Below are 13,035 nucleotides of genomic sequence, written 5' to 3'. Positions count from 1 at the left end.
CACATGCTGCAAAAACCTGAAACAATAGCCAATCTAAGTGTGAAAGAATATTGCTTCTCCAAAAAACAAATTAAGGGAGTTGTGGAAGCCAGTCAATTTAGATGGACTTTTACATGGTCTTTTAACAAAGGTTTATTAATAGTGCATCCTCCTTTGGGAAGAGCCTTAATTGAGGATGCCTTATTAAGATTTTTATTGAGAAAAGATTATGAACTAGAAGCGGGGAATCAATATAAATTTTCTATTTCAGCCAAGTTTTAAAATCTATATTTTGACTAAAAGTAAACTTAATTTTGCAATAATCTTCTAAAATTATTAGTGCTGAGATTGCATCAAGATTTTTATTAAGAATAAAAACCTCCCTTGGAATGAAAAACCTGAAAACGCTAATAGGGAAAAGCTCGAAGTATCTTGACTTGGCTCTATAAGTAGTATTTTTTTCTTCAAAAGTTATTATTTCTTTTTTTAAAAAATTTAGTTTTTTCTTAATTTCTTTACTGGTTGTGCCATTACCAATAATAATTTTTGATATGTCTTCAACGGTATTTAAATTTCTTACATAATCCTCTAGTAATTCACTTTTAATAATTACAGCTTTATAAACTTTTTTTTTACTTATTTCAGCTAGAACCAAACCACATTTACTTTTACCAGGATCAATTGATAAAAATTTACTCATAAATAGATTATTCTTCGGTAATAGTCAAATCAACTAATATAGGATCTGAAGTTTTACTATCCCTTAAAGATACCACCTCTAATTTGTATTTTATATTTCTATTAGTATCCAATGAATCTATAATTTTTTTAATAAAATCTCCCCTTGTAGTAATTTCATTAGTAATAGATCCCTTTGACTTAATTTGATCTCTTGTTTTTCTTAACAAAGTTCTAATTTTAAAATTTATATTTTTATAGTCGAGATCATTATTAATAAGAATTTCACTCGTAATAACCTCACCTTTTCTTACGATAATCTTATTTTGCAGCAACTCTGGGTATACAAAAACAAAATTATCTCCCTTCAGGACATTAGTAGCTGCTTTAATTAATATGATCCAATTACCTCCTTTTGTAGCAACTCTTTCAATTTCAGAAATATCAGTAGGTTTCCACAAAAGAATATTTTTTATTTCTTTTTTACTGGGAATTACAATTTTTTGAACATATTTATCTGCACTATTATAAATTTTCGCTAAATCAAATTTTACTTTTGGATTAGAATTAACTTGGGCGATAAATAAAGTTTGACCTTTTTTGATTACTACATTTCCACTCCTGAAATCTTTAACATCACTTTTTAGTTTATTTAATTCCTTTTCTTTAATATTAATCTTCTCTTCGAGAATCCTCCTTTCTTCCTGCAAAGGAATAAGCGCCTTTTTGCTTTCATCCAGAGTTTTTTGTAAAAAAGGGATGTCAACAAAAAGCCTTTGCCTAAATTCTTCACTAATTAAAAGCAATAATCCTATAGATATTGAACTAATAAAGCCTCCAGTTATTATCGTTATAATTGTCGCTGTTTTCTTTGGTCTTAATTTTAAGATACTGAATCTTGCTTTACCAATTTTGGTGCCAAGTAGATCCCCAAATGGTGCAATTAATCCTCCTAGTAAAATTAAAAAAACAATTAAAATCCAGGCCACAATATTTTATTTAGTCGATACATCATAATTAATGATGAATCAATTAAATCTTTTTGCAAGAGCTATTGGATCAAATACTGTAATCTTTTTTCTTTCAATAGTTAAAAGCCCGGAATCCTTTAAATCTCCCAATAATCTCGTAATCGTTACTCTTGTTGAACCAATAGCTTCAGCTATAGCTTGATGTGAAAGCCTCAGATCTACTGTAATACCTTTCTCACTTGCAACTCCAAAGTCTCTACAAAGGACCATTAAAAAGCTTACTAATCGAGAAGACATATCTCTATGAGTAAGAGTTTCAATCATAGTTTCTGTTTGTAAGATTCTACTAGAAAGACCCTGCAACAATAATAGTCCTACTGATGCATCTTCCTCTATTGCTCTTAAAACAGAATTTGCAGGTGCCGTTATCATCTCAACTCTTGTGAAAGCTATGGCGTGATAAAAACGATCAGATCTATGGCCTGTCAGTAGAGATAAAACACCAAAGAGGCTATTCTCTCTTAATAAAGCAACAGTAATTTCTTCACCTGACTCATAAACTCTAGACAACCTAACTGCTCCTCTTCTTATCAAATAAACTCTCTCAGCAGGATCTCCAGGGAAAAATATTGTTTTAGATCTCTCAACCATTTCTGTACTTGCGCCATCTAGACCTTTAATTACTTCCATTAAAGTTCTATTAATTGGAAAACGTTCTCCAACAGTATTAATTTTATTATTTCCGGACTGTTGCGAGCTAAAGTGGTTTAATCCTCGAGAAGAAGGTATCATAAATATCTTTATTATTAAAAAATTTAAGGAGACGCCTTAAAAGTTCTTGTATCAACAGTAACATTTTTCAATTTTTATTTATTCCTTTATAAATTTCTCTTATTTACTTTCAACTTTATCAAAGCTTTTTTAAGTAAAATTACACTATATGCAGTGCAATAAATTTCAAATTATACTGCATGTAGAAAAGATACCCTAACATAATGGTCATTAGTTCATCTAATAATTATTCCAAAAGTAATCTTGAAGTTGTAAAAATAAGAACTGCCGACGAAAAAAACTCACAAAGATTCACACAAAACGGGCAAATCCAAATCTATCAATCTTCTTATAGAGGAAGTTATACCTCAATAATTAGAGACTCATTAAGAAATGCTGCACTTGGGAGGAAAGTACTTTTAGTACAATTTATGAAAGGAGGGGTTCAACAAGGAATTGCTAATGCAGTAAAGCTTTGTGGTAATTTAACGTGGATAAGATCATCACATTCCTTTGATCAATATAATCAGGAAGAAATTGAAAATAATAAAAATTTAAAACAATCTATTCATGAATCTATTTTTAAATTATGGAACTTTTGCAAAAAAGAATTACTTTCTGGTGAAAATGATCAAATCATACTTGATGAAATTTCTCTTGCTATTGAGATGAAAATTATTGATAAGCATGATTTGATTTCAACACTTGAAAACCGATTTATATCAGGAGATGTAATCCTAACTGGAACAGGTATTCCTAAAGATTTACTATTAATGGCTAACCAAATCACAGAACTTCGCTCATAAAAATGCTTAAAAATGATCTCTGGATAAATCAAAAAGCGGCTGAAGGAATGATAAGCCCCTTCCAATCAAATTTGGTTCGTCATCTTGAGCCAAATAATCAACAAAAACCAGTTTTGAGTTACGGATGTTCCTCGTATGGTTATGATTTGAGACTTTCATCTAAAGAATTCCTAATTTTTAGACATATCCCCGGTACTGTGATGAATCCTAAGAAATTTAACCCTAATAATTTAGAAAAAACTGTTCTTCACCATGATGATGATGGAGACTTCTTTATTCTGCCTGCTCACTCCTATGGTTTAGGTGTAGCTCTAGAAAAGATGAAAGTGCCAGAAAATATAACCGTAATTTGCATAGGTAAAAGTACATACGCAAGACTAGGAATCATTGTTAATACAACCCCAGCAGAAGCAGGATGGGAAGGCCATCTAACCCTAGAGTTTAGTAATAGTTCAGGTGCAGATTGCAGAATTTATGCTAACGAGGGGATATGCCAACTACTATTTTTTGAAGGAGATCCTTGTTCTACAACATATGAAGACAGAAGAGGTAAATACCAAAATCAACCAGAAAAAGTAACTCTAGCCAAAATATAAAAATGAGTAAAGTTGAACTGATTTCGCTAACTCCCGATGCTGAAAAAACAATGGCTTACATTGCAAGAGTAAGTAATCCAAACAATCAGAAAAATGAAGACTATTCAAAATTATTGAGTTATTGTATAAAAAATGAACATTGGAGCGTCTTTGAACAGTCATTTATGACTTTACAAATAGAAACCAACAGAGGAATTGCAGCTCAAATTCTAAGACATAGATCATTTACGTTTCAGGAATTCTCACAGAGATATGCAGACAGTTCGCAATTAGGGAATATTCCGTTGCCTGATTTAAGAAGACAAGATTTCAAAAATAGACAAAATTCTATTCCTGATCTCCCTGATGAGTTAAAAAAAAGATTCAATACAAAAATTGCATCTCATTTTAAAGCTGCTTCAGAACTATATGAAGATTTACTTGCTGAAGGAATAGCTAAAGAGTGTGCGAGATTTGTTCTACCATTAGCAACTCCAACGAGAATCTACATGTCTGGATCATGCAGATCATGGATACATTACATTCATTTAAGATCAGCTAATGGTACGCAAGAAGAACATAAGTCTATTGCCCAAAATTGCAAATCTATTTTTAAAAAAAGCTTCCCAACTGTAGCCAAATCTCTAGATTGGTAAAAGTTATCCATGACTTCTAGGATTAATTTCATTATTTTTATTTACTTTGATTGTTGAAAATTCAGGATTAAAAATTTCTTCTTTAGATTCCACTTCTTTTTCCAAATCAGCAAGTGCTTTTCTTATTGTTGAATCATCTTGTTTGCCTATAAAGGTAGATTTTAAATTACTTTCTCTATCAAAAAGATTAACTTGAGGAATTCCATTGACACCAAATTTTAGGATATAATTTCCCCATTTTTGATTATCAACATTTAGAAAAACAAAATTGACATCTTTTTCGTATTTCTCTTTTAGAGCAGATACTTCTGGAGCCATTTCTTTGCATACTTCACACCACTCTGCATAAAATTCAAGGAAAGTAGGTTTATTATTTTTAAAAGCTAATTCAGGCTCCATAGATAATTCTCCAAAACTCTTAATAAGATAAGTCGATTTAAAAAAGAGATTTCGAAACAGAACCAAAGAAATAATTAAAACAGTAATAAGCAAAACAATTATTACTTTTAAATTTGTGTTTAAAAGTTGTTCTCTACCTTCAGATTGCACTAAAAAAACTACTAACTAAAAACATCTTAATTAAGTTAGACAAATAAAGAGAATTTGAATCGTTTACCTTTTAATCAACTGATAAGATAAACAATGAATAATGATCAAGATATCTTTGATTTCTGACACCTAATTATGCAATCAATCTTTGGAACTGATGGAATAAGAGGAATATTTAATAAAGAGATAACTTATTCTCTAGCATTCAAAGTTGGATATGCTCTAGGTTCGAATTTAAAAAGCAATAATCCAATATTAATTGGAAGAGATACAAGGATTAGCGGAAATATTCTGCTTCAGGCAATAACAAAGGGAATCAATGCGAGTGGCAAAAAATTTATAAATCTTGGAATCTGTCCTACACCAGCCATCCCATTTTTAATCCAACAAGAAATGTTTAGTAGTGGAATAATGATTTCTGCAAGTCATAATCCGCCCGAATATAACGGAATAAAAATCTTTGATCATAATGGTCAAAAAATTACCGAAAATTTTGAAAATAAAATTCAAAAATTTATTGAAGATGCAAATCAAAATATATCAGTTCCTACAAAAGAGACCACTTTAAAAGCTAATAAAGATCTTATGGATATTTATATGAAAAACCTAATCCAATCAATGGGCGGAGAAAATTTAAGCGGTATGAAAATAATATTAGACACATGCTATGGATCAGCGACAACCTGTGCAAAAACAATTTTTCAAAATCTTGGCGCTGATGTAAGAGTTATCAATAACACTAAAAATGGTGAAAAAATTAATATGAATTGTGGTTCGACTAACCTTGAACCATTAAAAAGAGCGCTAGAAGAGAGTCCCGCAGATATGGGCTTTAGCTTCGATGGAGATGCTGATAGAGTAATAGGAGTTGATTCTAAAGGAAATGTATTAGATGGAGATCATATTCTTTTTCTTTGGGGTAGAGAACTTATGGAACAAAATCTCCTTACAAAAAATTTACTAATTTCAACTCAAATGGCAAATCTAGGTTTTGAAAAAGCTTGGAACAAAATTGGCGGAATTTTGCATAGAACTGATGTAGGAGATAAATACGTTCATAAGGCAATTAAGGAAAAAAGAGCTGTATTAGGAGGTGAGCAATCAGGTCATATTCTCTCAAAAATTAATAACTTTTCGGGAGATGGAATTTTAACTGCGCTTCAAATTTCTAAATACTGTAAAAAGAAAAATATTACTTTAAATGATTGGCTTAATAGTAGTTTTAACCCTTTCCCTCAAAAATTAACCAATATTAATTTAGCTTTTAAAATTAATGAAATAAATCCAAAAACGAGGATCTTAATTGATCAAATTATAGAAAATTATCATTTAAACTACTCCGAAAATTGTAGAATCTACATTAGGCCTAGCGGCACAGAGCCGCTAATAAGAGTTCTCATAGAAGCCAAAAATAAAAATACAGCTGAATCTTTATCAAGTGAAATAACAAACAAGTTAAGGAATGAAATTAAAAAAATATTATTTTAATTATTGATCAAATTTTTTTATAAATACTTTCAAAAATTTCAAGTTCATTATCTATCACATATTTTTCCCTATTAGTTTGAACTTTATTTGGATTGAAACTATCGGAATAATTAAATTTCTTCTTATCTATTTTTTTAAAACTTATATTACTTGATATCGTGCACTCCATATAATCAAATAAATCTTCTACATCAGTCTTTATGAATATTAGAGATCCTTCTTGCATTGAATTTGAGAGAATATCAATAAACTCTGGTTGAATTATACGCCTCTTGAAATGTCTTTTTTTAAACCATGGATCTGGGAAATTAAAGGAGATACTTTTTACATTTTTTATAATAAATTGATTATTGGAAGCATTTAGTATTTTATAAGCATTGCCAAATGCAAAATATAAATTTTTGATTCCTATTCCTTTCGCTTTTGATTTAGCATTTCTAGCTAATCTCTCACGGATTTCAATTCCCAAATAGTTCCAATTTGCATTCACAAAAGCTAAATCAAATAAAAAATCACCTGAAGCACAACCTATATCCAAATGAATTGGCAATTTAGAATCCTCAAACAATTCAATCAAGGAAGGAATTCTCTCGATTTCATCAAAATTATTGCTCAAGGGATTTACATGCTGTCTCATGAAATTATCAATTTATTTTTTAGCACTAATATAAAAAATAAATAATATTCATAACTATGACAATAGTAAGTTAAAGAGTATCAGTTTGATGTTTAATTTATAATGTGAGTAAAAATTAAAAAGTTTTGAACTTTCCTAATCAAATTTCTATTTGGATAACTTTTCAAATCTCAATAATTTTCCTAATTGGTATTCCTTTTACGTTATTCTTGTGGTCAATTAAAAAAAGAAATAAAGTTGTTAATAAGCTTTTATCTATCTATTGGAAGATATCCATCTTGTTTTTTATAAGTCTTTTGCTTTTAGTAGGAGAATATAATTATGGGCTGTTAGTAACAAATATTTCAACATTGTTAATGACAATTTCAGTTTGGTTTTGGCATGATATCAATGATGAATTAAAAGAATATGATTTTTCATGCTCTATTATTACTACGACAAAAGTTTGGAGATGGTCACTAACTTTTATATCTCTTAATTTCTTAATTCAAAGTCTAAAAAATATAAGCTGTTTTTCTTTAATTAATTCACCCGCTTGTGAAATTTGGCTTCAACCCTCTTCAAATTTATACAGAGTTATTAAAAGCTTATTTAATTTTTTATTTGGTGCTAACTTTAGTCAGCCAATAGCAAAGTTTTTAGGACTATTTTCATTGTTAGTTTATGTTTTAGGGTTAATTCAATGGTCAATAATTAAATTTCCTAAAAATGGAAGAAACTCATGCTTCTCAGAAAGTGGCAGAAATTGATTAATTAAATTTCCTAAAAATGGAAGAAACTCATGCTTCTCAGAAAGTGGCAGAAATTGATTTATTAAATAATCTAGAAAAAATAAGTTCACTGATACTAAATAGGATTTTTAAATTAGAAGGTTAAATTTTCAAATAAAATCAAACATAACTGTTAGAAAAATTATTTTCAAAGGTTTCAGCAACTATACTAGCCATAGAATTTAAATAGATTTTTTTAAAAAGTTATAGAATTTTGATACGTACTTACGAACTTTAAGCTTTACAATGCCCCATTCAAAGAAACTAAAGATAAATTAATAAGAGAAAACAAAAACTCAGTTTTATTTTTGAATCAAAAAAACTGGATCTAAGTATCTTTCAGATTAATTATATTAAAACATCTCTTGCATAATTTTGTATTTTGGATTCCGCTAAAAGTTTCTTTTTGATAATGCCAACATCTATCGCATTTCTTACCATGAGCTTTTAATATTTGAATTTTTCCCAATTTATTATTATCTATAGTTAGTGAATTCTCTACCAAATCAGATACTACTTGAAAATTTGAAACTATAAGCCAATCTCTAAATAAATCTACTTCTTCATTGCCAAATTGTTTAAGCCAAGTTAGAGAATCTTTTATAACTTTATCTTCAGGTAAATAATTAACTTCAGTTTCTAAAGCTGCTCCAATTATTTGTTTGTTCCTACATCCTTCTATAGCTTTGTTAATCTCAACTCTCAAATTTCTTAAGTTTGCAATTTGGTCATTAAGAGTTTGATTTTTCCAAGACTGCGAAAATATTGGCCATCCTCTTTGAAATACTGATTTTTCTTTGGTTGAATATGGAATATTTTGCCAAATATCTTCCGCCATATGACAAAGCACTGGAGAAATGAGTACGGCTAAATTTTCAACAACTTTTGACATTACAAACTGACATGATCTTCTCCTGAATTGTGATTTAGAACTTACATATAACCTATCCTTTGCAATATCCAAATAAAAATTTGATAGATCTACAACGCAAAAACTTTGTAAGATTTGGAAAAATTTTGAAAATTCATAATTTTCATAAGCATTTGATATTTGATCTGTAACCTCAACTAATCTGCCTAACATCCATTGATCTAGAAGTGGCAATTGATCAAATTCAAAACTATCAATTTTAGGATCATAATCATGAATATTACCTAGAAGATATCTCGCAGTATTACGAACTTTTCTATAAACGTCTGAAAGTTGCTTTAGTATATTTGAACCAATTGGAACATCCACCGAATAATCTACAGAGCTTACCCATAGCCTTAAAACATCAGCACCATAAGCAGGTTCAGTCTTTTTATTATTACCTCCATTAATAATTATATTTGGATCAACAACGTTACCTAAAGATTTGCTCATTTTTCTTCCGTTTTCATCAAGTGCGAAGCCATGCGTTAAAACTTTCTTATAGGGAGGTTTATTATTAACTGCAACAGATGTAAGTAAAGAAGACTGGAACCATCCTCGATGTTGATCTGAGCCCTCTAAATAAAGATCAGCTGGATACTTTAATTCACTTCTTTGTTCACAAACTGCGGCCCAGCTAGAACCTGAATCAAACCAAACATCCATTGTATCTGTTCCTTTTTTCCATAAATCAGATTCTTTGACATAATTTTCTGGCAATAAATTTTTTACATCCCAATCCCACCAAATATCTGCTCCATGTTTACTAAAAAGTTCTTGAATATGATTAATGATCTCGCTATTAAGTAAAATTTCATTATCATTTTTTTTATAAAAAACTGGAATTGGCACCCCCCAAGACCTTTGTCTTGAAATACACCAATCACTTCTACCAACAACCATAGAATAAATTCTTTTCTTTCCAGTTTCTGGCATCCATTTAACATCTTCTATTGCCTTTAATGCAGATGTTCTAAAGCCATTAACCGATGCAAACCATTGTTCTGTTGCCCTAAAAATAGTTGGTTTTTTGGTTCTCCAATCGTAAGGATATTTATGCTTGTAGTTTTCTTTTAATAAAAGCAAATTGTTTCCCTTTAAATATTCAATAATTAAATCATTTGCGTCCTTAAGAACATTTGATCCTTTAAATTGACCTGAATATTCATTTAGATTCCCTTTTTCGTCAACAACACACGTTATGGGTAGATTATATTTTTTCCCCACATTAAAATCATCTATTCCATGTCCTGGCGCAGTATGAACGATTCCAGTACCTGATTCAGTAGTAATGTAATCTCCCCCAATCACAATTCTGCAATTTTTATTTTTAGTAGGGTGTTGATATTCAATATCTTCTAAAGTAGCTCCTTTAACTTCCAGAAGAGTCTTCAAATTTTTATTAAATTTCTTACTGATTTCATAAAATAATTCTTTTGCGAAAAGGTATATTCGTTTCTCTTCGTCAAGAGCAAAAACGTAGGTAATTTTAGGATTTACAGCAACTGCTTCATTTGCCGGTATGGTCCAGGGGGTAGTAGTCCAAATGGTTATGAAAGAATTATCTAGAAAAAAATCCTTTTTGATATGGGGATTTTCCTTACAGAGGTTCAGTAGGATTTCTTCAGATACTTTATTAATTTTTAAGGAAACATAAATACTTTTTGAATAATGTTCTTCAGGATATTCTAACTCTGCTTCTGCTAGTGCAGTCCTAGAACTTGGACTCCAATGAACAGGTTTAAGACCTCTATAAATATATCCATTTAGAAACATTTTCCCAAATACACCAATCTGAGCAGATTCATAACTTTTCTTCAGGGTTAAGTAAGGGTTGTCCCAATCTCCCCAGATCCCCCATCTTTTAAAGCCCTCCATTTGAGTATTTATTTGTTTATATGCATAATCTGTTGCTTTTTTTCTTAGATTTAAAGGATCAAGATTCTTTCTTTCATCAGATTTCAAATTCTGAAGTACTTTTAATTCAATAGGTAAGCCATGACAGTCCCAGCCTGGAACATAATGCACCTTATATCCTCTCAAGGTTTTGTATTTGTTAATTATATCTTTTAAAACTTTGTTAAGAGCATGGCCCATATGCAGCGCACCATTTGCATAAGGGGGGCCATCGTGTAACGTAAATGTGTTGCCTGAGTTGTTTGAACCTAATTCGAAATCAATATTATTTTTAGCCCAAAAAGTCTGAATCTCAGGTTCTCTTACAACTGAGTTTGCACGCATTGAAAAGTCAGTTGTAAGTAAATTTAAAGTTTCTTTGTAAGAAAAGTCTGATTTGTTTTCTTTTTTATTTTGAGATTTCATACAAAAATATAAAAATATTAGTGATCAATAGAATTGTTTAAATAAATCTAATTTATTATATTCTTTCTTAATTGACCTTTAGTTTTTTTGGGGATGTTGCAAATAACCAATTTATTTTAATTTGTTTTTAAACATTCATATTATCATTTTTATCGTTTCTTACCCACTTTTTTTTAGTTGTAATTTTATTTTTGCTGACAAAATTAAAAAAATTCAAAGGTTTCTTTAAATTACTTAATCCTAGGTTAATAGCTTCAAATATTTTAGAAAAATTATTTTTTAATTCTAAAAAGGTAGTTAATTTGCTCTTCTCTTGATCTGTTAGTTGATTCCATCTTGATAAAAAAAGTTCTACTACATAAAAAACAACTAATAATGTTAATAAAAGGAAAATAATTGAAAATGATTCATCGATAGTTTTATTTTTTACTATTAAAATAAAGCCAATTAATAAATTTAAAAAAGCTTTTATTAAGTCTTTTGGTCTCCCGAGCTCAAGATAAATTATAGGCACAAATAAAAAAATGGTCCCAATTAATATATAAAAAGTTCCTAAATAAAAGATAAAACTATTCATTAAATCATCTACTAAACAAATTATAAGAAGTTGATATAGATAAACAAACTATCTATTAGAATTCCCTTAAGTGCGGTCGGGGAGACTTGAACTCCCACACCCGAAGATACGAGTACCTAAAACTCGCGCGTCTACCAATTCCGCCACGACCGCTCAAATAAAATAATAATTGAAAGAGGTTTATTTTAAAAATTTTTTTTTCTTAAGATGATTAATTTGACACATTAAATTAAATTCAATATCTCTTAAAAGAAATTTTTTTCGGTAGGAACATACAATCATATAAAAATATCAGTTATATTATTTGAAGAATGTAAGGAACGATTTCAAACTTAACCAATAAAAAAACATCAAAAATTACTAATTCTTCGGGAACGTTTAATTGGCAAAAGGAGATTAAAAACTACGTAGATCCGCCAAGTTTTTGGAATCCAACATTAGGTCTTTTTTTTGGTGGTTATTTTCTCGCTTTTCTTAGTATCTGGCAATGGTATAGGGGTGTTTGGCCTTTACCTTTATTAGTAGCAACAGCCTTCTTAGCTTTACATATTGAAGGTACTGTTATTCATGATGCATGTCATAAAGCTGCTCATCCTATTCCTTGGATAAATCAGGCAATGGGTCACGGCTCAGCAATTCTTTTAGGATTTAGTTTCCCTGTTTTCACAAGAGTACATCTACAACATCATATTCATGTAAATCACCCCAAAAATGATCCAGATCATATAGTAAGTACTTTTGGTCCAATTTGGCTAATTGCTCCAAGATTTTTCTATCATGAAGTATTTTTCTTTCAAAGAAAGCTTTGGAGAAAATATGAATTACTACAATGGGGTGTCGAAAGATCTATCTTTATAACGATTATTTTAGCAGGAATAAAATTTGACTTTATGAATTTAATCTATAATCTATGGTTTGGACCAGCATTAATGGTGGGAGTTACTCTAGGAATATTTTTTGATTATCTTCCTCATAGACCCTTTCGATCAAGAAATAAATGGATTAATTCTAGAGTTTACCCAAGTAAGTTCATGAATTTATTAATAATGGGTCAAAATTACCATCTTATTCACCATCTTTGGCCTTCAATTCCTTGGTTTGAATACAAAGTAGCTTATGAAAAAACTAAGCCATTATTAGATAAAAAAGGTTCACCTCAAAGAGTTGGGATATTTGAAAGTAAAGAAGACATTTTTAACTTTATTTATGATTTATTAATAGGAGTAAGGAGTCATAGCAAAAAGAGGGGGAAAATAAGAAAAATCATAAATTTATATCCAAGCTTTAAGATAAAAAAATTTTTATTAAAGATAGTCAACAAAACATTTATTGGAAGCAACTAA

General features: G+C 29.8%; 14 protein-coding genes and 1 tRNA gene. 7 read left to right on the top strand and 8 right to left on the bottom strand.

All coding sequences use genetic code 11. The features are described from left to right. The first annotated feature begins 3 nt into the window (after window positions 1-3). Window positions 4-261 carry a DUF3146 family protein gene (locus tag EU91_RS06425; RefSeq protein ID WP_032524014.1) on the top strand — a complete coding sequence of 86 codons (258 nt, stop codon included), beginning with the start codon at window positions 4-6 and terminating at the stop codon, window positions 259-261. Here the strand turns inward: EU91_RS06425 and EU91_RS06430 are convergent. The 3 genes from EU91_RS06430 to ntcA are packed head-to-tail and all read right to left on the bottom strand — an operon-like array spanning window position 242 to window position 2,420. Continuing rightward, complete coding sequence (locus tag EU91_RS06430; RefSeq protein ID WP_032524013.1) at window positions 242-679, bottom strand: hypothetical protein; 438 nt, start codon at window positions 677-679, stop codon at window positions 242-244. The two genes, EU91_RS06425 and EU91_RS06430, sit on opposite strands and share 20 nt — an antisense overlap. Before the next feature lie 7 nt (window positions 680-686). Continuing rightward, window positions 687-1,646, bottom strand: coding sequence for a DUF3084 domain-containing protein (locus tag EU91_RS06435; protein ID WP_032524012.1), 960 nt, complete (start codon window positions 1,644-1,646; stop codon window positions 687-689). A 39-nt stretch (window positions 1,647-1,685) separates the two neighbouring features. Next, on the bottom strand, window positions 1,686-2,420 hold the full coding sequence (gene ntcA / locus EU91_RS06440; protein WP_032524011.1) for a global nitrogen regulator NtcA: 735 nt from the start codon (window positions 2,418-2,420) through the stop codon (window positions 1,686-1,688). Between the two features lie 203 nt (window positions 2,421-2,623). On the opposite strand from ntcA, the gene EU91_RS06445 reads away from it, so the two are divergent. The 3 genes from EU91_RS06445 to thyX are packed head-to-tail and all read left to right on the top strand — an operon-like array spanning window position 2,624 to window position 4,436. After that, window positions 2,624-3,205, top strand: a complete 582-nt coding sequence (locus tag EU91_RS06445; RefSeq protein WP_032524010.1) for a cob(I)yrinic acid a,c-diamide adenosyltransferase — start codon at window positions 2,624-2,626, stop codon at window positions 3,203-3,205. A 2-nt stretch (window positions 3,206-3,207) separates the two neighbouring features. Continuing rightward, complete coding sequence (gene dcd, locus EU91_RS06450; protein ID WP_032524009.1) at window positions 3,208-3,801, top strand: dCTP deaminase; 594 nt, start codon at window positions 3,208-3,210, stop codon at window positions 3,799-3,801. Window positions 3,802-3,803: 2 nt separating this feature from the next. Beyond that, a complete protein-coding gene (gene thyX, locus EU91_RS06455) occupies window positions 3,804-4,436 on the top strand; it encodes an FAD-dependent thymidylate synthase (RefSeq protein WP_032524008.1) in 633 nt (210 codons plus the stop codon). Window positions 4,437-4,439: 3 nt separating this feature from the next. Here the strand turns inward: thyX and EU91_RS0108435 are convergent, their stop codons facing one another. Then, a complete protein-coding gene (locus tag EU91_RS0108435; protein WP_342503430.1) occupies window positions 4,440-4,835 on the bottom strand; it encodes a thioredoxin domain-containing protein in 396 nt (131 codons plus the stop codon). A 285-nt stretch (window positions 4,836-5,120) separates the two neighbouring features. Here EU91_RS0108435 and glmM point away from each other — a divergent pair, with 285 nt between their 5' ends. After that, window positions 5,121-6,473, top strand: coding sequence for a phosphoglucosamine mutase (gene glmM, locus EU91_RS06460; protein ID WP_032524006.1), 1,353 nt, complete (start codon window positions 5,121-5,123; stop codon window positions 6,471-6,473). 7 nt (window positions 6,474-6,480) lie between these two features. Here glmM and trmB read toward each other — a convergent pair whose 3' ends face one another. Further along, on the bottom strand, window positions 6,481-7,110 hold the full coding sequence (trmB, locus tag EU91_RS06465) for a tRNA (guanosine(46)-N7)-methyltransferase TrmB (RefSeq protein ID WP_032524005.1): 630 nt from the start codon (window positions 7,108-7,110) through the stop codon (window positions 6,481-6,483). A 125-nt stretch (window positions 7,111-7,235) separates the two neighbouring features. On the opposite strand from trmB, the gene EU91_RS06470 reads away from it, so the two are divergent. Beyond that, window positions 7,236-7,859 carry a DUF3177 family protein gene (locus EU91_RS06470; RefSeq protein ID WP_032524004.1) on the top strand — a complete coding sequence of 208 codons (624 nt, stop codon included), beginning with the start codon at window positions 7,236-7,238 and terminating at the stop codon, window positions 7,857-7,859. Window positions 7,860-8,208: 349 nt separating this feature from the next. On the opposite strand, the gene ileS is transcribed toward EU91_RS06470, so the two are convergent. The 3 genes from ileS to EU91_RS06485 form a co-directional block, all read right to left on the bottom strand. After that, window positions 8,209-11,115 (bottom strand): isoleucine--tRNA ligase, encoded by a 2,907-nt coding sequence (gene ileS / locus EU91_RS06475; protein WP_032524003.1) that lies wholly within the window; start codon window positions 11,113-11,115, stop codon window positions 8,209-8,211. 127 nt (window positions 11,116-11,242) lie between these two features. Further along, window positions 11,243-11,629: a hypothetical protein gene (locus tag EU91_RS06480; RefSeq protein WP_241433919.1), complete on the bottom strand. Its 387-nt coding sequence runs from the start codon at window positions 11,627-11,629 to the stop codon at window positions 11,243-11,245. 134 nt (window positions 11,630-11,763) lie between these two features. Next, window positions 11,764-11,845: transfer RNA gene (locus EU91_RS06485), tRNA-Leu, on the bottom strand. 242 nt (window positions 11,846-12,087) lie between these two features. Between EU91_RS06485 and EU91_RS06490 the strand changes: the two genes are divergently transcribed. Beyond that, complete coding sequence (locus EU91_RS06490; protein ID WP_241433926.1) at window positions 12,088-13,035, top strand: fatty acid desaturase; 948 nt, start codon at window positions 12,088-12,090, stop codon at window positions 13,033-13,035.

The sequence above is a fragment of the Prochlorococcus marinus str. GP2 genome (genome assembly GCF_000759885.1).
Lineage (GTDB): Bacteria > Cyanobacteriota > Cyanobacteriia > PCC-6307 > Cyanobiaceae > Prochlorococcus_A > Prochlorococcus_A marinus_J.
The sequence above is the reverse complement of the archived record's forward strand: the minus strand, read 5'-3'. Positions and strand labels throughout refer to the sequence as shown.